General features: G+C 69.6%; 25 protein-coding genes, 1 tRNA gene and 1 pseudogene. 14 read left to right on the top strand and 13 right to left on the bottom strand.

Annotation, left to right across the window (positions count from 1 at the left end; genetic code table 11):
* Positions 1-2 precede the first annotated feature (2 nt).
* From fdhE to gmhA, 8 genes are all read left to right on the top strand, one after another.
* A complete protein-coding gene (gene fdhE / locus LRS03_RS23255; RefSeq protein WP_257828509.1) occupies positions 3-1,016 on the top strand; it encodes a formate dehydrogenase accessory protein FdhE in 1,014 nt (337 codons plus the stop codon).
* Positions 1,013-2,479, top strand: a complete 1,467-nt coding sequence (gene selA, locus LRS03_RS23260; protein WP_257828510.1) for an L-seryl-tRNA(Sec) selenium transferase — start codon at positions 1,013-1,015, stop codon at positions 2,477-2,479. Before fdhE ends, selA begins: the two co-directional genes overlap by 4 nt.
* A complete protein-coding gene (gene selB, locus LRS03_RS23265; RefSeq protein WP_257828511.1) occupies positions 2,476-4,416 on the top strand; it encodes a selenocysteine-specific translation elongation factor in 1,941 nt (646 codons plus the stop codon). Before selA ends, selB begins: the two co-directional genes overlap by 4 nt.
* Positions 4,417-4,427: 11 nt before the next feature.
* A tRNA-Sec gene (locus LRS03_RS23270) sits at positions 4,428-4,519 on the top strand.
* Between the two features lie 146 nt (positions 4,520-4,665).
* Complete coding sequence (locus tag LRS03_RS23275) at positions 4,666-5,097, top strand: glycine cleavage system protein H (RefSeq protein WP_257828512.1); 432 nt, start codon at positions 4,666-4,668, stop codon at positions 5,095-5,097.
* Positions 5,094-5,486 (top strand): DsrE family protein, encoded by a 393-nt coding sequence (locus tag LRS03_RS23280; protein ID WP_257828513.1) that lies wholly within the window; start codon positions 5,094-5,096, stop codon positions 5,484-5,486. Before LRS03_RS23275 ends, LRS03_RS23280 begins: the two co-directional genes overlap by 4 nt.
* A gap of 59 nt (positions 5,487-5,545) precedes the next feature.
* Positions 5,546-6,124 carry an NnrU family protein gene (locus tag LRS03_RS23285; RefSeq protein WP_257828514.1) on the top strand — a complete coding sequence of 193 codons (579 nt, stop codon included), beginning with the start codon at positions 5,546-5,548 and terminating at the stop codon, positions 6,122-6,124.
* 18 nt (positions 6,125-6,142) lie between these two features.
* Positions 6,143-6,736, top strand: a complete 594-nt coding sequence (gmhA, locus tag LRS03_RS23290; RefSeq protein ID WP_257828515.1) for a D-sedoheptulose 7-phosphate isomerase — start codon at positions 6,143-6,145, stop codon at positions 6,734-6,736.
* A 4-nt stretch (positions 6,737-6,740) separates the two neighbouring features.
* On the opposite strand, the gene LRS03_RS23295 is transcribed toward gmhA, so the two are convergent.
* From LRS03_RS23295 to atzF, 11 genes and pseudogenes are all read right to left on the bottom strand, one after another.
* Positions 6,741-8,189 carry a serine/threonine-protein kinase gene (locus tag LRS03_RS23295; RefSeq protein WP_257828516.1) on the bottom strand — a complete coding sequence of 483 codons (1,449 nt, stop codon included), beginning with the start codon at positions 8,187-8,189 and terminating at the stop codon, positions 6,741-6,743.
* Positions 8,190-8,205: 16 nt separating this feature from the next.
* Positions 8,206-9,078, bottom strand: a complete 873-nt coding sequence (locus tag LRS03_RS23300; protein ID WP_257828517.1) for a c-type heme family protein — start codon at positions 9,076-9,078, stop codon at positions 8,206-8,208.
* Between the two features lie 67 nt (positions 9,079-9,145).
* Positions 9,146-10,069: a FecR family protein gene (locus tag LRS03_RS23305; RefSeq protein WP_257828518.1), complete on the bottom strand. Its 924-nt coding sequence runs from the start codon at positions 10,067-10,069 to the stop codon at positions 9,146-9,148.
* A gap of 160 nt (positions 10,070-10,229) precedes the next feature.
* On the bottom strand, positions 10,230-10,958 hold the full coding sequence (locus tag LRS03_RS23310; RefSeq protein WP_257828519.1) for a GntR family transcriptional regulator: 729 nt from the start codon (positions 10,956-10,958) through the stop codon (positions 10,230-10,232).
* Positions 10,955-11,329 (bottom strand): oxalurate catabolism protein HpxZ, encoded by a 375-nt coding sequence (gene hpxZ, locus LRS03_RS23315; RefSeq protein ID WP_257828520.1) that lies wholly within the window; start codon positions 11,327-11,329, stop codon positions 10,955-10,957. The genes LRS03_RS23310 and hpxZ overlap by 4 nt, the downstream gene beginning before the upstream one ends.
* Positions 11,330-11,443: 114 nt before the next feature.
* Positions 11,444-12,831, bottom strand: a pseudogene (locus LRS03_RS23320) (AtzE family amidohydrolase).
* Between the two features lie 20 nt (positions 12,832-12,851).
* Complete coding sequence (locus LRS03_RS23325; protein ID WP_257828521.1) at positions 12,852-13,064, bottom strand: DUF4089 domain-containing protein; 213 nt, start codon at positions 13,062-13,064, stop codon at positions 12,852-12,854.
* Positions 13,061-13,882 (bottom strand): ABC transporter ATP-binding protein, encoded by an 822-nt coding sequence (locus LRS03_RS23330; protein ID WP_257828522.1) that lies wholly within the window; start codon positions 13,880-13,882, stop codon positions 13,061-13,063. The genes LRS03_RS23325 and LRS03_RS23330 overlap by 4 nt, the downstream gene beginning before the upstream one ends.
* Complete coding sequence (locus tag LRS03_RS23335) at positions 13,879-14,715, bottom strand: ABC transporter permease (RefSeq protein WP_257828523.1); 837 nt, start codon at positions 14,713-14,715, stop codon at positions 13,879-13,881. Before LRS03_RS23335 ends, LRS03_RS23330 begins: the two co-directional genes overlap by 4 nt.
* A gap of 6 nt (positions 14,716-14,721) precedes the next feature.
* On the bottom strand, positions 14,722-15,714 hold the full coding sequence (locus LRS03_RS23340; RefSeq protein WP_257828524.1) for an ABC transporter substrate-binding protein: 993 nt from the start codon (positions 15,712-15,714) through the stop codon (positions 14,722-14,724).
* 26 nt (positions 15,715-15,740) lie between these two features.
* The gene (gene atzF / locus LRS03_RS23345) at positions 15,741-17,570 is read right to left on the bottom strand and encodes an allophanate hydrolase (RefSeq protein ID WP_257828525.1); all 1,830 of its coding nucleotides are present in this window, start codon (positions 17,568-17,570) and stop codon (positions 15,741-15,743) included.
* A 178-nt stretch (positions 17,571-17,748) separates the two neighbouring features.
* Between atzF and LRS03_RS23350 the strand changes: the two genes are divergently transcribed.
* The 4 genes from LRS03_RS23350 (at position 17,749) to LRS03_RS23365 (ending at position 20,234) form a co-directional block, all read left to right on the top strand.
* The gene (locus LRS03_RS23350) at positions 17,749-18,033 is read left to right on the top strand and encodes a hypothetical protein (RefSeq protein ID WP_257828526.1); all 285 of its coding nucleotides are present in this window, start codon (positions 17,749-17,751) and stop codon (positions 18,031-18,033) included.
* Between the two features lie 114 nt (positions 18,034-18,147).
* Positions 18,148-18,417, top strand: a complete 270-nt coding sequence (locus LRS03_RS23355; RefSeq protein ID WP_257828528.1) for a GlsB/YeaQ/YmgE family stress response membrane protein — start codon at positions 18,148-18,150, stop codon at positions 18,415-18,417.
* A gap of 96 nt (positions 18,418-18,513) precedes the next feature.
* The gene (locus LRS03_RS23360; RefSeq protein ID WP_257828530.1) at positions 18,514-19,284 is read left to right on the top strand and encodes a histidine phosphatase family protein; all 771 of its coding nucleotides are present in this window, start codon (positions 18,514-18,516) and stop codon (positions 19,282-19,284) included.
* Complete coding sequence (locus tag LRS03_RS23365) at positions 19,281-20,234, top strand: NAD(P)H-hydrate dehydratase (protein ID WP_257828532.1); 954 nt, start codon at positions 19,281-19,283, stop codon at positions 20,232-20,234. The genes LRS03_RS23360 and LRS03_RS23365 overlap by 4 nt, the downstream gene beginning before the upstream one ends.
* Here the strand turns inward: LRS03_RS23365 and LRS03_RS23370 are convergent.
* Positions 20,179-21,159: a TIGR03885 family FMN-dependent LLM class oxidoreductase gene (locus LRS03_RS23370; RefSeq protein ID WP_257828534.1), complete on the bottom strand. Its 981-nt coding sequence runs from the start codon at positions 21,157-21,159 to the stop codon at positions 20,179-20,181. The genes LRS03_RS23365 and LRS03_RS23370 overlap by 56 nt on opposite strands.
* An 89-nt stretch (positions 21,160-21,248) precedes the next feature.
* Here LRS03_RS23370 and LRS03_RS23375 point away from each other — a divergent pair, with 89 nt between their 5' ends.
* On the top strand, positions 21,249-21,830 hold the full coding sequence (locus LRS03_RS23375) for an alpha-amylase family glycosyl hydrolase (RefSeq protein WP_257828536.1): 582 nt from the start codon (positions 21,249-21,251) through the stop codon (positions 21,828-21,830).
* Positions 21,779-22,960 (top strand): alpha-amylase family glycosyl hydrolase, encoded by a 1,182-nt coding sequence (locus tag LRS03_RS23380; RefSeq protein WP_257828538.1) that lies wholly within the window; start codon positions 21,779-21,781, stop codon positions 22,958-22,960. Before LRS03_RS23375 ends, LRS03_RS23380 begins: the two co-directional genes overlap by 52 nt.
* Here LRS03_RS23380 and LRS03_RS23385 read toward each other — a convergent pair.
* A complete protein-coding gene (locus tag LRS03_RS23385) occupies positions 22,917-23,777 on the bottom strand; it encodes an SDR family oxidoreductase (protein ID WP_257828540.1) in 861 nt (286 codons plus the stop codon). The genes LRS03_RS23380 and LRS03_RS23385 overlap by 44 nt on opposite strands.
* Positions 23,778-23,790: the final 13 nt, after the last annotated feature.

Consider the following 23,790-nt stretch of genomic DNA (forward strand, 5'->3'; position numbering starts at 1 on the left):
CCATGGCGGTGACAGCCACCGTGCGGGTGATGTCCGCGGAAGAGATCGCGGCCAAGGCGGGTGGCGAGACGCCCTTCCTGCAATTGCCGCAGCGTGCGACCCTGTTCGCCGAGCGCGCGATGCGGCTGCGCCAGCTCGCACGCGGGCATGCGATGGAAGACTTCCTCGTCTTCATGGCCGACCTGGCGCAGGCGCAACACACGCGGCTTGCCCAGTTCCCCGAGGTGCCGCTGCCCGATGCCGACGCGCTCGACCGTGCCGCCGAGCGTGGCGTGCCGCCGCTGCCGGCCTCGGAGTGGCCGCGCGATGCGGCGTGGCACGGCGTGCTGCGCGCGCTGGTGGCCGATCTGCGCGAGAAGGCGCCGGCAGGCACGCAGCCCACCCTCGCGCGTCTTGAAACCGTCGACGGCGAGTGGCTGGAGCGCCAGGCCGACTGCCTGCTCACCTGCGTGATGGAGGGGCTCGACCTCGCCACCGCGCCGCTCGTCGCGGCGGCCTTGCAGGTCTACTGGGTGCACATGGTCGCGGCCGTCGTGCAGCGCCAGTCGCGGCATCCGCAGGGCGGCCAGGCCTTCGGCCGCATCGACGACGCGACCGCCTGCCCCTGCTGCGGCAGCCGGCCGGTGGCGAGCATCACGCGCAGCGGCGGTGAGCTCATGGGCCAGCGCTACCTGCATTGCTCGCTGTGCAGCATGCAGTGGCACATGCTGCGCATCCAGTGCACCCACTGCCTCGGCACCAAGCATGTGGCCTACCAGTCGCTCGACCTGGCCGGCGCCGACGACGACAGCGCGAGCCGCGCTGCCGGCGCCGCGGTGCAGGCCGAGACCTGCGACGACTGCGGCCACTACCTCAAGATCATGCACAGCGACCGCGAGCCCTTCGTGGAGCCGGTGGCCGATGACCTGGCGACGCTCACGCTCGACCTGCTCGTGTCCGACACCGGGCTCAAGCGGCACGGCGTCAACCTGATGCTGCTCTTCGGCGAACCCGAACCACCGCCGGGGGCGCCATGACCGCCCGGCCCGCCGAATCCGTGGTTCACGGTTCCAAGGCCAGCGCGAAGGACCTCCCGTCCGTTGACCGCCTCTTGCGCCTGCCCGCCGTGGTGGCGCTCGTGGCCGAACACGGGCACACCCTGGTGACGGAGGAAGCGCGGGGGCTGCTCGAATCGCTGCGCACGCAGGCGCTTGCGGGTGGGCTCGATGCGACCGCCGTGCAACCCGAGGCACTGGCCGCGGTGCTCGCCCATCGCATCGCACAGCGTCTCGCCCCGCGCATGCGCCGCGTGTTCAACCTCACCGGCACGGTGATCCACACCAACCTTGGCCGCGCGCTGCTGGCCGACAGCGCCCTGCAGCACCTGCTGGCGATGATGGCCGGCCCCAACAACCTCGAGTACGACATCGCCTCGGGCGGGCGCGGCGACCGCGACAGCCTCGTCGAGGAGCTGCTGTGCCGCATCACCGGCGCTGAAGCGGCCACGGTCGTCAACAACAACGCGGCGGCGGTGCTGCTCACCATCGCGGCGATGGCGTCTCACCATCCCGGTGGTCGCGAGGTCATCGTCTCGCGCGGCGAGTTGGTCGAGATCGGCGGTGCCTTCCGCATGCCCGACGTGATGGCGAGTGCCGGCGCCACGCTGGTGGAGGTGGGCACCACCAACCGCACCCACCCGCGCGACTACGAAGCCGCGATCAACGAACGCACCGCGCTCGTGATGAAGGTGCACACCAGCAACTACGCGGTGCAGGGCTTCACCTCGGCGGTGGACGAAGCCACGCTCGCCGGCATCGCCCATGCGCGCGGCGTGCCGCTGGCCACCGACCTCGGCAGCGGCTCGCTCATCGATCTGGCGCAGTACGGCCTGCCGCGCGAGCCCACGCCGCAGGAGATGCTCGCGGCCGGCTGCGACGTGGTGACCTTCAGTGGCGACAAGCTGCTCGGCGGCCCGCAGGCCGGGCTCATCGTCGGCCGCAAGGAGGCGGTGGCGCGCATCCGCAAGTTCCCGATGAAGCGTGCGCTGCGCATGAGCAAGCTGCCGCTGGCTGCGCTCGAAGCCACGCTCCTGCTCTACCTGCGGCCCGAGCGGCTGGCGCACGACCTGCCAACCTTGCGCCTGCTCACACGCCCGGCCGACGCCATCCGCGCGCTGGCGCACGAGCTGCAGCCGATGGTCGCCTCGGCGGTGGCGCCGCACTTCGGCGTGGAGGTGGTGGCACTGCAGGGCCAGATCGGCTCGGGCTCGCTGCCGGTGGAGCGGCTGCCATCGGCCGGGCTGGCCTTCGCGCCCACGGGGACGAGCAAGAAGGGCCTGGGCACGGCGCTTGACCGGTTGGCGCTGGCGCTGCGCAGCCTGTCGGTGCCGGTGATCGGCCGCATCGCTGACGACCGCCTGCTGCTCGACCTACGTTGCCTCGAAGACGCACAACCTTTCGTCGCGCAACTGCCGCAATTGCGCGAGGTGCTGAGCGCATGATCGTCGGCACCGCCGGTCACATCGACCACGGCAAGACCACGCTGGTGCGCGCGCTCACCGGCGTCGACACCGATCGGCTGCCGGAAGAGAAGCGGCGCGGCATCTCCATCGAGTTGGGGTACGCGTTCCTCGATGCACCTCAGGTTGAAGAACGCATCGGCTTCATCGACGTGCCCGGCCACGAGCGCCTGGTGCACACCATGCTCGCTGGTGCCACCGGCATCGACTACGGGCTGCTGCTGGTGGCCGCCGACGACGGCGTGATGCCACAGACGCGCGAGCACCTGGCGGTGCTGTCCCTGCTGGGTGTGTCGCGCGGGGCCGTGGCCGTGACCAAGATCGACCGCACCGAAGGCACGCGTGTGGCCGTGGTGCAGGACGAGGTGGCCGCACTGCTGGCCGACAGCTCGCTCGCCGGTGCGCCGGTGCTGCCGGTGTCGGCGCACACCGGTGCGGGACTCGCCGACCTGCGCGGGCTGCTCTTCGAGGCGGCGCGCCAGACGGCGCAGCGTGAGGTGGCGGGGGCTTCGTTTCGTCTGGCGATCGACCGCGTGTTCACGCTCGCCGGTGTGGGCACGGTCGTCACCGGCACCGTGCACGCGGGCCGGGTTCACGTTGGCGACGAACTGGTGATCACGCCGTCGCCCAAGGGGCTGCACGCGCGTGTGCGCAGCCTACATGCACAGAACCAGGTGGTCACGCAGGCGCATGCGGGCCAGCGTTGTGCGGTGGCGCTGGTCGGCGTGGCGAAGGACGACATCGTGCGCGGCCAATGGCTCACCGCACCCCACGGTGCGCTAGACACGCAGCGCCTCGATGCCGATCTCACGCTGTGGCACGACGAGCCGCGGCCGCTGCGCTCGGGCACGCCGGTGCATGTGCACCTCGGCGCGTGCGACGTGATGGGCACGGTGGCCGTGCTCGACCGCAGCGACCTGCAGGACGCGCTCGCACCCGGCGTGCGTGGGCGTGTGCAGATCGTGCTGGCCCAGCCCATCGGCGCCTGGCGTGGGGACCGGGTGGTGCTGCGCGACAACTCCGCCAGCCGCACGCTGGCTGGTGGTGTGGTGCTGGACCCGCAGGCGCCGGCCCGCTATCGGCGCACGCCGCAGCGCTTGAGTGAACTCGACGCGTGGTCGCAACCCGATGCACAGTCGCGGCTTGCGGCCTTGCTGGCAGCCTCCGCCCAGGGCCTGTCGCTGCAGCGCTGCGCCGGTGCCGAGGGGCGTGACGCGGCCTCGCTGCCGCCCTTGCCCGAGGGCAGCTTGCGCGCCGTTGATGCTGGCACGGGCGAATGGGCCCTCGGCGCTCAGCACTGCGCCGCGGTGCGCGACGCGGTGCTGAGCGCGCTGCGCATCTTCCACACCCAGCGGCCCGACGAGCTGGGACCCGACACTGGGCGGCTGCGCCGTCTCGCCGCGCCGCGCCTGCCCGAGCCGCTGTGGCGCGCGCTGCTCGCGCGCCTGGTGGCCGAGGGCGCGGTGGCGCTGCGTGGCGCCTTCGTGCACCTGCCCGAGCATGGCCTGCGCCTGTCGAGTGCCGACCAGCGCATCGCGCAGAAGATCGCGCCCATGCTGGCCGCCGCCGGCTTCGAGGGCAGCTGGGCGCGGGACCTGGCGCGCGATGGCGGCGAGAGCGAAGCGCTGATGCGCACGACGCTTGCGCGGCTGGCAAGCGGTGGCGAGCTGCATCAGGTGGTGAAGGATCTGTTCTATTCGGCGGCGTGCATGAGCCAGCTTGCGGCGTTGGCGCGCCGCGTGGCGGCGGCGCATGGCGGCGAGGTCACGGCAGGTACCTTTCGCGATGCCACCGGGCTTGGTCGCAAGCGGGCGATCCAGCTGCTGGAGTATTTCGATCACATCGGCTTGTTGCGCAGGGTGGGCGATGTGCATCGCCTGCGCAGTGACTCGACGCTGTTTAAAGAGGAGGCGGCGTGAACTGCCTTCATGGAGGGGAAACGTCCCCGGTGGGACGGCCGGGCTTCAAACCCGGTGGGTGGCGCCACGCGTCGCTGGGTGGGTTCGACTCCCACACCCTCCGCCGTCTTGCGGTCATTCGGCTGCTGCGCGACCGAATCTTGCAACTGCGATGCTCGCCGTACCAGAGTACGGCTGCGCTTCTCGTCGCAACCTTCGGCCTCTCGCGACGCCGACTGACCGCAAGACCGTGCCTTTGCTTGGGTCCGTATGAACATTCAACAGCTGGTCTTTCCCCCTGATCTGCACTACCTCGTCGAGCACGACGTGTGGGCGCGGCTCGAAGCGGACGGCACGGCGACCGTTGGCATCACCGCGCTCGGCATCAAGCTCTCGGGCGAGATCTACATGTGCCGGGCCAAGCCGGTGGGCACGGTCGTGGAGCAGGGGCGGTCGATCGCGGTGGTGGAGCTGGCCAAGGCCATCGTGTCGGTGAAGTGCGCGGTCTCGGGCACGGTGCTGGCCGTGAACCCGCGGCTCGAAGAGGCGCCGCATCTGGTGCACACCGATCCCTACGGCGAAGGCTGGATCGCGCGCCTGGCGCTCGCCGACTTCGCGCGCGACCGTGCACAGCTCGTGCAGGGCGAGGCGGTGCTGGCGGCGATGGCGCAACATGCGGCTTCCTTCGAGGCGAACTCATGAGCGACGCCAACTTCACCGCCGCGGGCATCGCGATCCTGCTCTGGGCCAGCGAGCCCGAGGCCCCGCATCGCCTGGCCACACCGTTCTTCCATGCCGCGGCGGCCGCGGCGCTCGACATGCCGGTCGAGGTCTACTTCACGGCGCGCAGCGTGCGGCTGCTGGAGCCGGGCGTGGCGGCGGCGCTGCGCGCGTCGGAGCACCCCAAGACGGTCTACGACGCGATGCGCGAAGCCGTCGCGCACGGCGCCGTCTTCTACGCCTGCAGTGATGCGCTGGCCGCTCATGGCCTCGCCGCCGGCCCGCTGATCCCCGAGTGCACCCGGCGTGGCGGCGCGGTGCAGTTCATGGCCCGCGCGGCCGACCTGCGCTGGCGTACGCTGGTGTTCTGATCGCAGGAAGCACCGAACAGGCCCTAGACTGCGCGACTTCCGTCCCTCGGAGCGCTGCCATGACCCTGCTGATCCTCGGACTCGTCCTCTTTCTCGGCATCCACTCGGTGTCGATCGTCGCCCCTGCGTGGCGCGACGCCCAGGCTGCGCGCAGCGAGATGGGCTGGAAAGGCATCTACACGGTGGTGGCCATCGTGGGCTTCGTGCTCATCGTCTACGGCTACGGCGAAGCACGGCTGACCGCGCCGCTGCTGTACGCACCGCCCACCTGGATGCGGCACCTGTCCATGCTGTTGCTGCTGCCGGTGTTCCCGCTGCTGCTGGCCGCCTACCTGCCCGGGCGCATCAAGACCGCCGCCAAACACCCGATGCTCGCCGCCACCAAGCTCTGGGCGCTGGCGCACCTGCTGGCCAACGGCACCTTGGCCGATGTGCTGCTCTTCGGCGGCTTCCTCGTGTGGGCGGTGGCCGACCGCATCTCGTTCAAGCGGCGCGTGCAGCGCCCGACCCTCGGGGCGCCGCCGAGCGCGGCCAACGACCTCATCGCGATCGTCGGGGGGCTGGCGCTCTACGGCCTCTTCGTGTGGCGCGCCCATGCCTGGCTGGTCGGCGTGTCGCCGTTCGGCAAGGCGCTTTGAGTTTTGAAAGTAGTGACCATGAGCCCCCATATCCAGCAGACCCTGATCGACGCGCGCGCCGCGCTCGACGCCCTGATCGCCAACGAAGCCACGCTGCGCGCCATCGACACCGCCGGCACACTGCTCGCCGACACCTTCACCCGCGAAGGCCGTGTCTTCAGCTGTGGCAACGGCGGCTCGATGTGCGATGCAATGCACTTCGCCGAAGAACTCTCCGGCCGCTACCGGCAGGACCGCCCCGCGCTCGGCGCCGCGTCCATCAGCGACCCGTCGCACATCAGCTGCGTCGGCAACGACTATGGCTACGAACACATCTTCTCGCGCTACCTCGAAGGCCACGGCCGCAGCGGCGACGTGCTGCTGGGCATCAGCACCAGCGGCACCAGCCGCAACGTGGTGGCCGCCGCCGAGATGGCGAAGAAGAAGGGCATGAAGGTGATCGCGCTCACCGGCAAACCGGGTGCGACGCTCGGCACGCTCGCCGACATCGAGATCTGCACCCCCGGCGGCAAGTTCGCCGACCGCTCGCAGGAGCTGCACATCAAGGTGATCCACATCCTCATCGAGGCGGTGGAGCGGAGGTTGTTTCCGCAGAACTACGCGGGCGGCTGAGCGCTCAGCGCGCCGGCTTGCGCAGCGCGGCCAGCAGCTTGTCGCGCTCCGGCCCGGCGTTGACCTGTTCGCCCAGCAGTGCGTAGAGCTGCTCCAGGGTCTGCGCCTTGGCGGCGCTCTTCTTGACGACGATGCTGGCGATCGGGCCGATGCTGGCGCTGAGCACGCGCGTGGCATGCGCCAGGGTCTCGGCGGTGATCGCGGTGCCCACCGCCACGCCACCGCTGCCCGGCTGCGTGGCCGGCGCCTGGGTGCGCGTGGTGGCGGCGGTGACCTTGGAGCCACCGCTCGCATGGCCGATCTGGCCGGGCGAGGTGACGGCGTCGAACTTCGCCATGAAGCGCTGCCGGTCCTGCTCGCTGCCGAGCTGGTCGCACAGCGTGGTCTTGAGGCCGTGCACGTCGTGGAAGTCGCGCGCGGCCTTGCGCACCATCACCTTGGCCATCGGGCCGACGAACGAGGCCAGCGCCAGCTCCACCTGGTGCAGCGTGGCCGGGTCCCAGCCGGGGATGGCGGTGGCGGCCGATCGCGGCACGCCACTCGGTGGCTCCAGCACGCCCACCGGTGGCGCCGGCGGGGAATCCTCGCGCACCACGATCACCGTGGTCTCGCCGGTGTCGGCCTCGGCCGAGAGGTCGCGCTTGGCGAGTGCGGCGCGGAACTCGGCCACGCTCTGGTAGCGGTCGGCGGGCTTCTTCGCCAGCGCCTTGGCGATGATGGGGTCGTAGAAGGCCGGGCGGCCGGAATCGGGCACCTTGCTCGGCGGCACCGGGTGGTCGTTGACCACCTTGTACATGACCGATTCGGCCGAACCCTGGAAGGGCGGGTGGCCGACCAGCATGCCGTAGAGGATGGCGCCGGCGGCGAACACGTCGATGCGGTGGTCGACGTTTTCGCCGATGTACTGCTCGGGCGCCATGTAGCCCGGCGTGCCGATGGTGGACGTGATCTGCGTCAGCACCACCGACTCGATGCGCGCAATGCCGAAGTCGGTGACCTTCAGCTGCCCGCTGTTGGTGACGAGCAGGTTGGCCGGCTTGATGTCACGGTGCCACACGCCGTGCCGATGCGCGCAGTCGAGCGCGGCCAACAGCTGGTCCATGATCGTGAGCACGTCGCACTCGGGCGGCCGCGGCGACGCGTGGAGGATCTGCGAGAGCGTGCGGCCCTCCACGTACTCCATCGCGATGTAGGCGGTGTCGGCGTCTTCGCCGTATTCGTAGATCGCGACGATGCCGGGGTGCGACATGCGCCCCACCGCGCGGGCCTCGTTCTTGAAGCGGGCGGTGGTCGACGAGCCGGAGAGGTCTTGCCCGATCAGCGCCTTGTGGATGGTCTTGATCGCCACCGGCCGGTTGATGACCGGGTCGAAGGCCTTGTAGACGACGCCCATCGCGCCCTTGCCGAGGACGCCCGTGATGGGGTACTTGCCAAGCTGTGCGGGATGGGACATCGAACGATTGTCAGCGTCAGCTGTCGAGCATCTTCATCGCGTGGACCATGCTCTTGCGCATGCGCGTGAACGATTCCGCCAAAGTGCCGATCTCGTCTTTCGACGTCACGTTGAACTCCGGCGCATCGAGCTCGCCGAGGCTCACCCGGTCGGACAGCTGCGACAGCTTGCTCACCGGCTGGATCACGAGCTTCCACAGCATCAAGTTGAGCGTGAGGCCGATCAGCAGGAACACGCCGGTCAGGAGGCCCATCACCACGGTGAAGTTGCGGTCGGCCCGCTCCAGCGGCACCGACATCGGCACCGACACCACCTGCGCGCCCAGCACTTCGTTGAGGTTCCAGCCGAAGCCGTTGGCCGGGCCGTACTTCTCGACCAGCGGCTTGGGCGCGGCTTCCACCGTGCTGTGGCAGCGCAGGCACTCGGGGTTGGTGATCTTGATCGGACGTGCGATGTAGGTCACGAGCCCCGAGGGCGTCTCGCGCTGGCCGATGAATTCCTTTTCCTCGGGAGACTGCTTGAAGCGCGAGATCACGTCTTCCTCCCAGTCCTGCGCACGGTCGCGCGGGTTGGTGGGGTTGAGCATGGCCGGCTTGTAGGCGTATTCGGGGTGGTTCTTGCGCAGGGCGTTGAGCACTTCCGACGACGAATACGCCGGCACCGACTGCGGCAGGAAGTTGTAGGTCATCTGCGTCTGCAGGAGCGGCGCCACCTGCGTGGCGGTGTAGGTGCTGACGGCCATCGCGCTTTCCATCAAGAGGCGCGCACGGTCCAGCACTTCGTCTTGTGCGCCTTGCTGCAGCAGCTTGCGTGCGACGTACCCCGAAGCGCCGAGGCCGATCGCGAAGACCAGCAGGAACACGAGGTTGAACTTGACGAGCAGCTTCATGGGGCGTCTTTCGAAGGGACTGTGTTCTGGTGCGACTTACGTGGGGCGAGCGCGCGGCGGATGCAGCTCAGGGCTTCTTGTAGCCCGGAGCAGGGGCATTGACGGGCGGAGCCGAGGCCGCCGGCTTGGGCAGGTACTTCTCGGGAAAGAGGATGCGGTCCCACTCGGGGTGGTTGGCCATGTTGGCGACCAGGCCCTCGCGGAAGGCCGGGTTCTGCGCCAGCGGCTTCCAGCGGGCGACGAAGTAGGCGCGCAGGCCCTCGGCGTCGATCCAGGGCTCGGCCTCGGCGTAGCCGATGTCGCCAAGCGGCTTGGGGGCCACGTCGCGGCTGGCCACCGCGGCGGCGCGCGAGGGCAGGGTGTCCATGAAGGCCCGCGGCAGCTTCTGGATGAAGGCACCGCTGGGCCGCGGCGTGCTCGTGGCCTTGCCGTCGGCGCCACGGCTGTAGAACTCGCTGTTCTTGACCGTGGCCTTGCCCACCACCTTGCCGGCGCGGCGCTCCTGCAGCGTGACCTCGCCCGACTCGGCAAACACCTGCAGCTCCTGGCCCTGCACCGCAAAGACGGCGCTGCGGGCGATGGCGGTCACGTCGACGCCCGGCGCAGTGAAGGCGCCTGCGACGGGTGTGAGCGGCTTGGGCACGGTGAGCTTGGCGGTGCCGCGCAGCAGGTGCAGGCGCGAAGCCTGCCGGGCGCGCTCGCCGCTGAAGCGCGGTGCGAGCAGCATGCGCGACTCGGGGCCGAGGTCGACGATCACGCCGTCGGCGAACTCGATGCGCACGAAGCGGGTCTTGGCGGTGGTCTCGACGATGTCGTCCTTGGCGAGTCGCACGCCTTCGCCCACGGCATGGCGCGTGGCGTCGCGTATCAGCTGCGCCTCACCGTCGACGATGGTGGTCGTGGCAAAGGCAGCGGCCCAGGCCGGGGCCAGCGCCGTGCCGAGCAGCACGCCGCAAAGGCCGAGAGCGGATTTCCAGACGACGGAGAGCATGGGTTCTTGTTGGGAGAGGCAGACCCGCGGGGCTCGCAAGCATAGCGGCACTGTTGCGCACTTTGACCTGTCAGAAGCACAGGGGTCCCGGCCCCGAGGGGGCGAAAAAGCGCGACGAAAGTCACACAACAGCCCGGCCGATGGCCGGCGCAGCCACCCGCTACAAATCGGCGGTAGCCGGGCGGGCGCTGTGCAGCTTGTGGATGGTGATCTTGCGCACCTCGGCCTTGCTGGCCTCGATGTGGGTGCGCAGCATCAGCTTGGCCGGGTCGGCGCGACGCGCGAGGATGGCGCGCAGGATCTTCGCGTGCTCGTCGTAGGTGGCGGCGATGCGCGGCGGCTGGGTGAAATCGAGCCGGCGCACGATGCGGATGCCGTCGGTCACCTCCGCATGCACACGCGCCATCTGCAGGTTGCCGGCCGCGCTCACGAGCGTGGCGTGGAAGGCTTCGTCGAGCGCGGCCACCTCGGCGGTGTCGGTCTTGCGCTCTTTTTCAGACACCAGCCAGATCGCCTTGAGCAGGCCGAGGTCGGGCATCGGATCTTGTGTGCAGAGGCGGTCGACGGCGGTGCACTCGATCATCACGCGCAGGTCGTACAGCTCTTCGAGCTTGCGGAAGTCGAACGGCGCCACGCTCCAGCCGCTGCGAAAGGCCACCTTCACATAGCCTTCGAGTTCCAGCCGGAACAGCGCCTCGCGCACCGGCGTGCGCGACATGCCCAGGCGCTCGGCCATGTCGCTCTCGGTGAAGCCGTCGCCGGGCAGCAGCACGAAGTCGAAGATGGCGGCCTTGAGGCGGCGATAGGCCGCTTCGGAGCGGGTGAGGTCACGCGGGTTGGCCGGCGGCGCTTTGGCGCTTGCAGTCTTCTTCGTGGCCGGGGCTTTCATGCCAACAAGCTTACATGCGCGGCCACCACGCGCCAGCCGTCGGGGGTCTTCATCCAGGTCTGGCTCTGGCGGCCGGGGCGGCTGGCGCCGCTGCGCTGGAACTCGACATTGGCCGTGGCGAAGCTGTCGCCGTAGGTGGTGATGACGGTGCGCAGCAGCGTGCGCGCCAGGCCGCTGGACGGCCGCGCGGCGCGAAAGGCCGCGATCTCGTCGTAGCCGTAGAGGTTTTCGGTGGCGCCGTAGCGCAGCGTGTGCGGGCTCTGCCAGAACAGCTCGTCCAGCACCTCGACCTTGTTGTGGACCAGCGCGTCTTCGTAGCGGTGGAAGGCGGCGGTGACTTCCGCCAGCACCTCGGGTCGGTTGATGTCCATCTGATCTCTATCTGTGCGGTAAGCGGCGAGAGCGGGCCGAGCGCCGGGCCGCTCCCAAGCCGGCCCGCGATCCCCTCGGGGGATCGGTCGGCGTACCCGACGACCGAGGGGCTGTCATATGCCGGCGACCGGCGAACAGGCGGCGCCGCTCGATTCAAGGACCCGCCCCACGCGCAGCGCGAGGTCTTCGCGCCAGGGCGCCGCGATGATCTGCACCCCGAGCGGCAGCGCATGTCGGCCTTCGGGCCAGAGCGGTGCGGCGACCACCGGGCAGCCGGCGAACGAGATCGGCTGCGTCAGCAGCCCCATCGACGGCCGCGCCGGCACCTGTTGACCGTTGAAGTCTCGAAGGTCTCGGCGCCCACCTGCGTCGCCTGCACCGGCGTGGCGGGGGCGATGAGCACGTCCCATTCGCGGAACAGGGCCAGCACCTTGTCGCGGTAGATGCGGCGGAAGCGCTGTGCGCGCACGTACCAGTCGGCCGGCTGCAGCGCTCCAGCAATGAAACGGTCGACCGACAGCGGCTCGAAATCGGCCGCGCGCTCGCGCAGCAGCGGCAGGTGCAGCGAACCGCCTTCGCTGGCGGTGGTGATGAAGGCCGCGGCACGCGCCAGCGCCGCGTCGGGCCAGGTCACGCCACGTGTGGCACCGAGCACCTCGGCAGCGATGGCAACCGCCTTGCGTGCGGCTGGGCTCGCGTGTTCGTCGAAGTAGCCACCGAGCACGCCGATGCGCAGGCCCGAGAGGCTCGCCCCGATCTGCCAGGTGGTGGGTTGCAATCGCGTGGCGTGGCAGCCGGGGTCCTCGGGGTCGGGGCCTTGCAGCGCGTCGTAGGTGGCGGCGAGGTCTTCCACGGTGCGGGCAAACGGGCCGAGGTGGTCGAGGCTTGCGACGAAGGGGAAGCTGCCGCGCCGCGACAGCCGCCCGAAGGTCGGCTTGAGGCCCCACACGCCGCACAGCGACGAGGGCACGCGGATGGAGCCGTTGGTGTCGGATCCGAGCGTCACCGGCACCTGCCCGGCGGCGACCGCCGCGCCGCAGCCGCCCGAGGAGCCGCCGGCGATGTGCTCCAGCCGGCGCGGGTTGCGGCAGGGGCCGTAGTGCGAGTTCTCGGTGGTGAAGCCGTAGGCGAACTCGTCCATGTTGAGCGCGCCGACCAGCACCGCCCCAGCGGCGCGCATGCGCTTGACCAGTTCGGCGTCTTCGTGGGCCGGTGGTGCGTCGTTGCGCACCTTGCTGCCGGCGCGCGTGACCATGCCTTCCACGTCGAAGAGGTTCTTCACCGCGTAGGGCATGCCGGCCAGCGGCGGCAGGGGCTTGCCCTGGGTCTTCAACTTGTCGATCGCCCGCGCCTCGCGGGTGGCGCGCTCGAAGCTGCCGTCGGTGAAGGCGTTGACCTTGGGGTCGGTGACCTCGATGCGGGCGATGCAGTGTTCGAGCGCCTCTTCAGCCTGCATCTCGCCAGCGTGGACCGCGCGAACGATGGAAAGGCCGGGGATCATGTCGTGGCTCCTCGCGAGACTCATGCGTCCGTGGGCGGGAAGGGGGCGGGGCGGTACACCTCGGCCGGCTCGGTCTCGGGCGGCAGCGGCATCGCGAGCAGGCTGTCGGCGAGCAGCTTGGTGCGGGCCAGGTGCACGGCCACACGCTGCACCTGGGCGTCGTCGAGCGGCAGCGCGGCCAGCTGCGCCGCGCTGCGCACGTAGGGTTCAAGGTCTTGGGGGCTGGTGCTCAACGGCGGACCTCGCGTTGGAAGATCTCCAGGCTCTGCTTCTTGGTCGCGATGAAGCTCGGCTCGGAGAGCGTGGCCACGGTGCGTGGCCGCGCATCACCGTAGTGCAAGATCTCTGCCACCTTGGTCGGCCGCTTGGTGAGCAGCAGCACCTGGTCGGCCAGGTAGACCGCTTCTTCGAGGTCGTGCGAGACGAGCAGCATGGTGGTGCCGGTCTGCATGAACACCTCCTGCAGCTTCTCGCGGATGAAGAGCGTCATCTCGAAGTCGAGCGCCGAGAACGGCTCGTCGAGGAAGAGCACCTCCGGGTTGGGCGCCAGCGCCCGCATGATCGAGGCCGTCTGCTGCTGGCCACCCGACAGCTCGTACGGGTAGCGCTTGAGGTCGAACTTGACGTCGAAGGAGGCGACGAGCTCTTCCATCCGCCGGTCGACTTCGGCCTTCGACTTGCCTTCCAGCTTCAGCGGGTAGGCGATGTTGTCGATGGTGCGCATCCACGGGAACATTGCTTCGCGGTAGTTCTGGAAGACGTAGCCGATCTTGGTGTCTTCGAGCGTCTTGCCGTCGAAGAGGATCTGCCCGCTGTCGATCGGGATCAGGCCCGCGATCATGTTGATGAGCGTCGACTTGCCACAGCCGTTGGGGCCGAAGACCGAGACGATCTTGCCCTTGGGGATGTCGAGGTCGAAGTTCTCGTAGAGCGGCCAGCCGGCGAAGTATTTCGTCAGGCCGCGGATGGTGATGTGCGTGCCGGCGGGGCCAGGTTCGAACTTCGGCGCCGGCACATCGGCATAGACGGGCCCGTTCAGGACTGCGTTCATCTTCCGCTCCAATGCACGATCTTGCGTTCGACCACGAGGAAGAGCACGTTGAGCGCGTAGCCCAGTGCCCCGGCGGCGAGGATGGCCGCATACATCGTCTTCACGTTGAGCACCTGCTGCGCGTCGATGATGCGGTGGCCGAGGCCGTTGTCGGAGCCGATGAACATCTCGGCCACGATCACGATCACGAGGGCCATCGACACCGCCGAACGCAGGCCCACGAACGAAGGCTGCAGCGATTCCCACACCAGCACGTCCTTGAAGATCTGCCAGCGCGAGGCCCCCATCACCTTGGCGGCCATCACGCGCTGCTTGCGGGCGTTGATGACACCGTAGGCGCTGTTGAAGACGACGATCAGGAAAGCGCCGAAGGCGGCGATGGCCACCTTGTTGATGTCGCTCACGCCGAAGATCAGCAGGAAGAGCGGGATCAGCGCCGAACTCGGCGTGGAACGGAAGAAGTCGATGAGGAATTCGACGCTGCGATACGCTTTCTCGTTGCTGCCGAGCAGCACGCCCAGCGGCATGCCGATGGCGGCGGCGATGAAAAAGGCCTGCACCGTGCGCCACACCGTCACGAGGAAGTCGACCAGCAGCGAGCCGCCGAGAAGGCCGACGATCAGCGTCTCAAGCGTGGCCAGCGGCGGCGGCAGCAGGATGGGCTTGATGAGCCCGGCGCGCACTACCACGTCCCACACGATGAAGAGCACGAGCGGGCCCACCACCGGCAGCCAGCGGCCCCAGTTGAAGGCCTTGCGTGGCGCGGGGGCCGCGGTGCTCGGCGCCTGCCAGGGCGCCGCCGCGGCGGTGGAAGAGGACTCGACAGCGGCCATGGCGCATCACCCCTTGTAGATCAGCGACTCGACGGCCAGCTTCTTCTCGAACACACCCTTCTCGGTGAAGAGGTCGAAGAACTTCTGGAAGGCCGCGATGTCGCTCGGCTTGAACTCGTTGTAAAGCATGTATGAGGCCAGGGGCACCTCGCCGGTCAGCGGGCCCTCGATGGCGGTGTAGCCCTTGAGGTACTGGCGGGCCTCGGCGGGCTTGGTGCGCACGAGTTCGATGCCTTTGGCGTAGGCGGCGATGTACTTCTTGGTCTCGGCCGGGTACTTCTTGATGAACTCGCTGGTGAGCGTGGCCGAGCCGCCGTGCCAGGGGGCGAGCGGGTCGCCGAGGATGTATTTCGCGATCACGCCGGATTCGAGCACCCGGGTGGTGCCGTTGAGCCTGCCGACGGTGCCGGTGGGCTCGAGCGTGTAGACCGCGTCGACCTGGCCGGCCGCGAGCGCCGCCACGTGCTGGCCGATCGGCAACTCGGTGACGGCGGTGCCGGGGGCGCCGGCGCGTTCGAGCACGGTGATCGCGAGCACGCGGTTCTGGATGCCCGGGCCGGAGGCGACCTTCTTGCCCTTGAAACCGGCGATGCTCTTGATCGGGCTGTCTTTCGGCACCAGGAACTGGTCGAGCACGTACTTCTGGTTGCTCGGGTTGGTGGCGATGATCTTGAAGAGGCCGGGCGAGGCGATCTCGCCCACACCGAGGTTGCCCGAGCCGGTGCCGTTGGAGCTGCCGTCGCTGCGGCCCGAAAGCATGGCTTCCATCACCTGCTGGGCGCCTGCGAACTTGAGCGGCTCCACGTCGAGGCCGGCTTCCTTGAAGTAGCCCTTCTCGATGGCCGCGAAGAAGGGCAGGCCGGCCGCCACCGGCCAGTAGCCGATGCGGATCTTGGGGCCGGCTTGTGCGCGCAGCACGGCCGGGGCGCCGAGGGCGAGCGCAGCGCCCGCCTGGACGATGCGGCGGCGGCGGGTGTCGAGGATGGGCTTGGTGCTCATGCAGGTCTCCGTGGTGAGGGCAAAGGTCAAAGGGAAGAAACAGGTTTCAGCGACGCGAGGTAGTGGCGCCAGCCGCCGAATTCGGTGATGTCGCGGGCGCCCTCGAGCGCCAGCGCTTCGCAAACGAAGCCGTGCACCGAGCTGCCATCGGCGAGCGTCAGGCTGCCCAGTCCGAGCGGCGCGGGGATGAGCGCGAGAAAGGAGCCGATCTCGCTCTGCGGCACGTCCCACACCTCGACCGCGATGGCAGCGCCGCCGCTGCCCACACGCTGCAGCCCCGGCTTGGGCGGCACGGTGCCGGGCAGCGCGTACAGGCGGTACTGCGGCGCAGTGGTGGTGGTCAGGCGCAGCGTGGCGCCGCGCTCGGTGAGCTGGCCGTTGAGCGGCAGGCCGCTCAGGTGCGCGCCGACCACGGCGATGGGCAGCGTCGGCACGCTCGCCGGGGCGCGCGTCAGCGTGGGCGTGATCGTGGCGCTGCGGCCCAGGGCGCCGAGCGGCAGGTCGAGCTGCGACTGCCAGGCGGCGCCGAACTGTGCGAGCGCGGAATCGAAGCCGCCGGGTGCGATGAAGGTCACGCCGAAGGGCAGGCCCCGCGCGGTGAAGCCGAAGGGCAAGGCGATCGCGCTCCAGCCGAGCAGGTTGACGAAGTTGGTGTACGCGCCGAGCTGGGCATTGGCGCCGATCGGGTCGGCCGCCACCTCGGCCATCGTCGGGTGCGCGGGGGCGGTTGGGACCATCAGCACGTCGGCCTGCTTCCACACGGCCGCCGTCTCGGCCCGCGCGGCCTGCAGCCGGTAGAGGCCGCGGAAGGCGTCAGTCGCGCTGAAGCGGCGCGCGCTTTCGACGATGCTGCGCACCGACGGGTCGAAACATTCGGGTTGCTCGGCCAGCAGCCGCTCCACCGCCGCGTGACGCTCGGCCACCCAGGGCCCGCCGTACAGCAGCTCGGCGGTGGCGTGCAGCGGCGAGAAGTCGAGCGGCACCACCTCGTGGCCGAGCGACTGCACCTGCGCGCAGGCCTGTGCAAACGACTCGCGGTAACCGGCGTCGCCGGCAAACACCGGCCGCGCGGGAATGCCCACACGCAGCCTTGGCTTGAGCTTCGCGGGCCCGGGCTGGAAGCGGCTGTACGCGTCGGCCGGGTCGGGCCCTTCGATGATGGCGAGCACCAGCGCCGCATCGTCGGCCGTGAGCGCGAGCACCGAGATGCAGTCGATGCTGCGGCACGCCGGCAAGAGGCCGGTGGTGCTCACGCGGCCGGGCGTGGGCTTCAGGCCCACGATGTTGTTGAAGCCGGCCGGCACACGGCCGGAGCCGGCGGTGTCGGTGCCGAGTGCAAACGGCACCTGGCCCTTGGCGACGACGTAGGCCGAGCCCGAACTCGACCCGCCGCTCACCCGCGCCGCGTCGAAGCTGTTGGGTACTGCGCCATACGGGCTGCGTGTGCCCACGAGCCCGGTGGCGAACTGGTCGAGGTTGGTCTTGCCGACCGGAATGGCGCCCGCCGCCACGAGCTTCTGGATCACCACCGCATGGGTTGCGGCCGGCTCGGTGGCGAAGCCCTTGCAGGCGGCGGTCGTCGGCAGGCCGGCGACGTCGATGTTGTCTTTCACGCCGAAGGGCATGCCCAGAAGCGGCTGGGTCTCGAAAAGTCCGGGGCCGTGGCTCAGCAGTCGTGCGTCGCAGGCGTCGGCCTGGGCGAGCAGGGCGGCGTCGCTCGGCCGCGAGATCCAGGCCGGGAGCGCCTGCTGCGTCTGCTCCTTCAGGAAGCGCAGCATCAGCTGGCGCACCGTCATGGTGCCGTTGCGCAAGGCTTGCTGCAGTTCTGCGAGGGTGCGGGGGTCGCTCGTCGTCATGGGTGCCCTGTGTTTGTGCATGCCATCTTGTATGCAAGATGCAAGCACGACACGTGCCAGTCGCCGTTGTCCCGGGTCAGCCGGGCGTCAAGCGCGAACTTGTGCCCGGAATTGGCCGCGGTAACCGCAAGTACAGCGGCTACCCTTTTGGGATCGTTTTTCTCCCGCTGTTGCTGTCATGAAATTCATCGGTGTGCCGCTGCGCCGGCCCGGATTCAACGAACTCACCGCCGCGGCCGTCATGGGCTCGGGCCTGTGGGTGCTCGCCGTGGGCCTGGCCCACATCACGCGCATGGACCTCACCAAGGGCGACGCCGGCGCCCTGCTGCTGGTGATGCTGTGGGCCTGCGTGTCGACGCGCATGGGCATCCGCGTGGGCGCCGGCGGGCGCCACCTCGCCGCCAACCTGCTGGTGAGCGGTGGCCTGCTCGCGCTCTACGAGCTGGCACGCGGCGTCTTCTGAGCTGAACTTGCGGTCGTAGGCCAGCGCCTACGACGGTTCGCGACCTTCTCCGCTCGTGTCGCCCGCGGGTGACGGGTACCTTGCCCGCACCTTGGACTTCACTGGAGAACGGTCATGAATTTCATCATCTGGCTCATCGTCGGCGGCCTCATCGGTTGGGTTGCCAGCATGATCATGCGCACGGATGCCCAACAGGGGATCATCCTGAACGTGGTCGTCGGCATCGTCGGCGCGTTCCTGGGCGGCTTCCTGCTCGCCCCGCTGCTGGGCACCGGCACGATCAACAGCAGCGACTTCAGCATCGCGGGCCTGGGGGTCTCGCTGCTCGGTGCGGTGATCCTGCTGGCCATCGTCAACCTCTTCCGGCGCGGGTCGGCACGCTGATCGAGACGGCACCCCGCTCGCCGGGCATGGCGGGCGGGTCGGGCCTTGCCTGGGACACCCCGGCGCGGCGGCCCGTCGCGCCTGCGGGAGTCCTGCATGCCTGAACAGAAGTGGCCCCAGTGGCTGTGGGTGGTGCGGCATGGGCAAAGCGCCGGCAACGTCGCGCGTGAGCGCGCCGAAGCGGCCGGCCACCACCTGATCGACATCGCAGCGCGCGACATGGACGTGCCGCTTTCGCCCCTCGGCGAGCAGCAGGCCGATGCGGTGGGCCGCTGGTTCGGCGACCTGCCACGCGACGAGCGGCCTTCGATCGTGCTGGACTCGCCCTACCTCCGCGCCCAGGCCACGGCGCATCGCCTGCTCGCCGCCGCGGGCATCTCCCGAGACGACATCACCTTTCAGTGCGACGAACGCCTTCGCGAGAAGGAGTTCGGCATCCTCGACCGCCTCACGGTGCTCGGCATCCGCCAGAAGTACCCTGAACTCGCCGAGCAGCGGGCCCACGTCGGCAAGTTCTACTTCCGCCCACCCGGCGGCGAGAGCTGGTGCGACGTGATCCTGCGGCTGCGCAGCGCCATCGAGATGATCACGCGCGAATACCGCCGCGAGCGGGTGCTGGTGGTGGCGCACCAGGTCACGGTGAACTGCATGCGCTACCTCATCGAAGGCAAGAGCGAAGCGGAGATCCTCGACATCGACCGCCAGGCCGACGTGCCCAACTGCGGCGTGACGGCCTATGAATACGACCCCGGCCGCGGCCTGCACGGGCAGATGGTGCCCCGGCTCATCAACTTCGTGTCGCCGCTGACGCAGGCGGGTGCGCCGGTGACGGCCGCGCCCGACGTGCCGGCGGCGCCCAAGCCGTGAGCCGTCGGCGCCTGTTCGACGCCGGCACGCTGCGCCACTGGCCGCTGCCCTCGCTCGGCCCGGGCTGCGACAAGGAGTCGCGCGGCCGGGTGCTCGTGATCGCCGGCAGCCGCGAGATCCCCGGCGCCGCGCTGCTGTCGGCGCAGGCCGCGCTGCGTGCCGGCGCGGGCAAGGTGCGCGTGGCCACTGCGCAATCGGTGGCGATGCACGTCGCGGTGGCGATGCCCGAGCTGCAGGTCATCGGCTTGCCGGAAACACGCGAAGGCGGCTTCGATCTGGCCGGCCTGTCGCTGCTCGACAAGGCGCTGGAGCAAGCCGACGTGGTGCTCGTCGGCCCCGGCATGCAGGACGAAGAGGCCGCCATCGCCTTCGCGCAGGCGCTTCGCAGGCGGCGCCCCGAGCTGCCGGCGATCTTCGACGCTGCCGCCATGGGCGCCGCCTCGCGCGACCCGCTGCCGGGCCCGCCGGTGCTCGTCACGCCGCACGCCGGCGAGATGGCGCACCTCAACGGCCAGACGAAGGCCTCGGTGCTCGACGATGCCGAGGGCGCCGCCAGCGAGGCCGCACGCTGGTGGAACTCGATCGTCGCCCTCAAGGGGTCGACCACCGTGATTGCCGAACCGCACGGCGACCTGTGGGTGCATGAGGCCCACAACCCCGGCCTGGCAACGGCCGGATCGGGCGACGTGCTCGCGGGCCTGATAGCGGGCTTCGCCGCCCGCAGCGCCTCGCTCGTGCAGGCGGCGGCGTGGGGCGTGGCCGTGCATGCGCGGGCCGGCGAGCGGCTCGCCGGTCGCATGGGCGGCATGGGTTTTCTCGCGAGCGAGCTGCTGGCGGAGGTGCCGGCGCTGGTGCAGGGCCTGGCCGCCGCCGAGCGCGGCGAGGCCGTGCGGATCAACCGGCCGACCGACGCAGCGCCGGCAATACCTGTTCGCCGAAGCGCTGGATGAAGGCCGCCTGATCGCCCGCGACCTGGTGGATGTCGAGCGTGTCGGCGCCCACGCTGGCCCACTGTCGAAGGTGCTGCACGTGCGCCTGTAGGTCATGCGAGATGAACACATGCCCACGCATCGCCTCGGCGCTCATCTCGCGGGTGAGCCGGTCGAAGTCTTCCGGGTGGCGCGCGTCTTCGTTCGCCGCACCCGCCGCGGTGTTGTAGCGCCACTGCGCATGCGCGGCGTGCAGCGCTTCGTCCTCGCTCGGTGCCCAGCACACGTCGACCTTCACATGCACCGGCTTGCCGGCACCACCGCCCTCGCGGAAGGCCTGCACGATGGCCTGCAGGTCGTCGAAGCGCGAGGCCACGGTCAGCAGACCGTCGGCCCAGCTGCCGCACCAGCGTGCTGTCTCGGCACTGGTGGCTGCGCCGACGAGCGGCACCGGTGCATCGGGGCGGACCCACAGCCGGGCGTCGTCGACCGCCACCGGCGCCGGCTGCGACACCCGCTCGCCGCGCAACAGTTCGCGCATCGCAAGCGCAGCCTTCTGCAGCCGCTGCTGCCGCTCCGGCTTGGCCGGCCAGCCGCTGCCGATGCACGCTTCGTTCAGCGCTTCGCCGCTGCCGAGCGCGACCCAGGGCACGCGCCCGGGGTACATCGAGGCCAGCGTGGCGATGGCCTGCGCCAGCACCACCGGGTGGTAGCGCCAGCCCCCAGGCACGGTGATCGCCGAAAAGCGCAGCCGCTGTGTCGCCTGCAAGGCGGCCCCCAGCCACGACCAGGTGGCCGCGGAGTGACCTTGCGCCGGGCCCCAGGGCTGCAGGTGGTCGGAGCTGAAGGCGGCGTCGAAGCCCGCGGCTTCGGCCTGCTGCACGTAACGCAGAAGGTCGCGCGGCGAATGCTGCTCGTGCGAGACGTGGTAGCTGTAGAGGGTCATGCGTGGGTCCGGCAAGCACCGTGCCGCTGGCTGCCCGAGACGGCATGTGCCTTGCCCGCTGCTCGCAGTCTCAAAGACAGGAGCCACGCATGGCCGAGCATTGGTACAAGAACGCCCTCATCTACTGCCTCGACGTGAAGACCTTCGCCGATGGCAACGGCGACGGCATCGGCGACTTCATCGGCCTGCGCCACAAGCTGCACTACCTCGCCGGGCTCAACGTCGATTGCGTGTGGCTGCAGCCCTTCTTTCCGTCGCCGATGCGCGACAACGGCTACGACATCACCGACTACTGCAACGTCGACCCGCGCTTCGGCACGCTTGGCGACTTCGTCGAGTTCTCGCGCAGCGCGCGAGACAAGGGCCTGCGCGTGATGATCGACCTGGTGGTCAACCACACCTCCATCGACCACCCCTGGTTCCAGGCGGCGCGCCGCGACCCGCATTCGCCCTACCGCGATTACTACGTGTGGTCCGACACCAAGCCCGACGATGCGGCCGAGGGCACCATCTTCCCCGGCGAGCAGGTCACCACCTGGACCTGGGACCGCGAGGCCAAGGCCTACTACTTCCACCGCTTCTACGACCACCAGGCCGAGCCAACATTGCCAACCCGGCGGTGCGGCGCGAGATCGAGAAGATCACCGGCTTCTGGCTGCAGCTCGGCGTGACCGGCTTTCGCATCGATGCCTTGCCCTTCCTCATCGAGCTGAAGAACCTGCCGAGCGAAGGCCAGGCCGACCCGCACGACTACCTGCGCGAGCTGCGCCAGCACGTGCAGACGCTCTGTGGAGATGTCTGCCTGATGGCCGAGGCCAACCTGCCACCCGAAGACGTGCCCGACTACTTCGGCGACGGCGACAAGATCCACATGTCGTTCAACTTCTGGCTCAACCAGCACCTTTTCCTCGCGCTCGCCCGCGGCGATGCCACACCCGTGCGCGACGCCTGGGAGCAACTGCCGCCTTTGCCGGCCATGTGCCAGTGGAACAACTTCCTGCGCAGCCACGACGAGGCCGACTTCGGCCGACTCACCGAGGCGCAGCGTCAGGAGGTGTTCAAGGCCTTCGGCCCCGAGCCCGACATGCAGCTCTACGACCGCGGCGTGCGGCGGCGTCTTGCGCCCATGCTGGGCAACGACCGCCGCCGCCTCGAACTCGTGCACAGCCTGCTGCTCACGCTGCCCGGCACGCCGGTGCTGCGCTACGGCGACGAGATCGGCATGGGCGACAACCTGACACTGCCGCATCGCGAGGCCGTGCGCACGCCGATGCAGTGGAGCGCGCAGGCCAATGCCGGCTTCTCCGCCGCGCCGGCCGAAGCGCTGTCGCTGCCCGTCATCGACGAGGGCGAGTACGCCTTCACGGCCGTCAACGTGGAGCGACAGCGCCACGACGCCGACTCGCTGCTCAACTGGCTCGAGCGCATGCTGCGCCGGCGCAAGGAGTGCCCGGCCTTCGGCTTCGGCGATTGTGTGTTCATCGACACCAGCCACCGCGAGGTGCTTGCGCACCGCTGCGTTCACGACGGCATCGCGGCCATCGCCGTGCACAACTTCAGCGGCAAGCGCATCCGGCTTCACTTGCCCGTGCTCGCCGCGGGCGTGGAAGGCGCCTGCGTGCACGACCTGCTCGCCGGCCGGCGCGATGAGACTCGATGCCGATGGCGGCTGCGACGTCGAGCTTCCGGCCTATGGTTACCGCTGGTTCATGGCCGGAGCCGATGGGGCCGCGCTGACGATGTGCTGAGCGGCGCGCTCAGATCTCGAAGGGTACGGGCTGTCGTCCGTCGATGTCGGTGAAACCGTGGCTGCGGGCGAGGTCGCCCACGCGCAGCACCTCGCCGGTCTTCGCGAGCACCTGCGGGTCGCTTGCAAGCGCCACCACGGCGCGTCCCAGGTAGCGTGGCGATTCGGTGCGGGCGAGTGCGGGGTGCTCGTGCCAGTGCGCTTCGTCGGTCTGATGGCCGAGCAACACGAACTCGGTGCGCATCCAGCCCGGCGACAGGGCGAGCGATGCCACGCCGTGCGGCTTCAGCTCGGCCGCCATGTCGAACGCGAGCCGCACCATCGCCGACTTCGCGAGGTCGTAGAAGAGATTGCCCTTGAGGTAGTGGCCGCGGTCCCAGTAGGTGGTGGTGACGATCAGGCCGCGACGCTGCTTGACGAAGAGCGGTGCGGCGCAGCGGCTGGCCACCAGGTGGTTGCGCACGCCGCGGTCCATCATCGAATCCCAGTTGGCGAGCGGGTGTTCCCAGAAGGGTGCTTCGAACACGCCGTTGAAGGTCTCGTGACCGCCCCAGGCGTTGTTGACCAGGACGTCGAGCCGGCCCTGCTGCTCTTGCTCGACGCGTGCGAAGAGCGTGCGCACCTCGTCTTCGCGCGTGTGGTCGCAACGCACCGCGATGCCGCGGCCGCCGAGGCGTGTCACCTCTTCGGCGGTCTCGTCGATGCTGCCGGGCAGGCGGTCGAGCTTGGACAGCGCGAGGATCTGGTCGTAGCCTTCGGCCGGCTGGGCACGGGTGCTGCGGCCGGTGACGTAGACCGTGGCGCCGGCCGCGCCCAGCTCGAGCGCGACGCCGCGGCCGGCACCGCGGCTCGCACCGGTGACCACGGCCACGTGGCCGAGCAGG

Source organism: Rhizobacter sp. J219, assembly GCF_024700055.1.
Lineage (GTDB): Bacteria > Pseudomonadota > Gammaproteobacteria > Burkholderiales > Burkholderiaceae_C > Rhizobacter.

Coding starts and splice junctions, on each gene's coding strand:
- fdhE (WP_257828509.1), top strand. CDS start 3: ATGGCGGTGACAGCCACCGTGCGGGTGATGTCCGCGGAAGAGATCGCG.
- selA (WP_257828510.1), top strand. CDS start 1,013: ATGACCGCCCGGCCCGCCGAATCCGTGGTTCACGGTTCCAAGGCCAGC.
- selB (WP_257828511.1), top strand. CDS start 2,476: ATGATCGTCGGCACCGCCGGTCACATCGACCACGGCAAGACCACGCTG.
- LRS03_RS23275 (WP_257828512.1), top strand. CDS start 4,666: ATGAACATTCAACAGCTGGTCTTTCCCCCTGATCTGCACTACCTCGTC.
- LRS03_RS23280 (WP_257828513.1), top strand. CDS start 5,094: ATGAGCGACGCCAACTTCACCGCCGCGGGCATCGCGATCCTGCTCTGG.
- LRS03_RS23285 (WP_257828514.1), top strand. CDS start 5,546: ATGACCCTGCTGATCCTCGGACTCGTCCTCTTTCTCGGCATCCACTCG.
- gmhA (WP_257828515.1), top strand. CDS start 6,143: ATGAGCCCCCATATCCAGCAGACCCTGATCGACGCGCGCGCCGCGCTC.
- LRS03_RS23295 (WP_257828516.1), bottom strand. CDS start 8,189: ATGTCCCATCCCGCACAGCTTGGCAAGTACCCCATCACGGGCGTCCTC.
- LRS03_RS23300 (WP_257828517.1), bottom strand. CDS start 9,078: ATGAAGCTGCTCGTCAAGTTCAACCTCGTGTTCCTGCTGGTCTTCGCG.
- LRS03_RS23305 (WP_257828518.1), bottom strand. CDS start 10,069: ATGCTCTCCGTCGTCTGGAAATCCGCTCTCGGCCTTTGCGGCGTGCTG.
- LRS03_RS23310 (WP_257828519.1), bottom strand. CDS start 10,958: ATGAAAGCCCCGGCCACGAAGAAGACTGCAAGCGCCAAAGCGCCGCCG.
- hpxZ (WP_257828520.1), bottom strand. CDS start 11,329: ATGGACATCAACCGACCCGAGGTGCTGGCGGAAGTCACCGCCGCCTTC.
- LRS03_RS23330 (WP_257828522.1), bottom strand. CDS start 13,882: ATGAACGCAGTCCTGAACGGGCCCGTCTATGCCGATGTGCCGGCGCCG.
- LRS03_RS23335 (WP_257828523.1), bottom strand. CDS start 14,715: ATGGCCGCTGTCGAGTCCTCTTCCACCGCCGCGGCGGCGCCCTGGCAG.
- LRS03_RS23340 (WP_257828524.1), bottom strand. CDS start 15,714: ATGAGCACCAAGCCCATCCTCGACACCCGCCGCCGCCGCATCGTCCAG.
- atzF (WP_257828525.1), bottom strand. CDS start 17,570: ATGACGACGAGCGACCCCCGCACCCTCGCAGAACTGCAGCAAGCCTTG.
- LRS03_RS23350 (WP_257828526.1), top strand. CDS start 17,749: ATGAAATTCATCGGTGTGCCGCTGCGCCGGCCCGGATTCAACGAACTC.
- LRS03_RS23355 (WP_257828528.1), top strand. CDS start 18,148: ATGAATTTCATCATCTGGCTCATCGTCGGCGGCCTCATCGGTTGGGTT.
- LRS03_RS23360 (WP_257828530.1), top strand. CDS start 18,514: ATGCCTGAACAGAAGTGGCCCCAGTGGCTGTGGGTGGTGCGGCATGGG.
- LRS03_RS23370 (WP_257828534.1), bottom strand. CDS start 21,159: ATGACCCTCTACAGCTACCACGTCTCGCACGAGCAGCATTCGCCGCGC.
- LRS03_RS23375 (WP_257828536.1), top strand. CDS start 21,249: ATGGCCGAGCATTGGTACAAGAACGCCCTCATCTACTGCCTCGACGTG.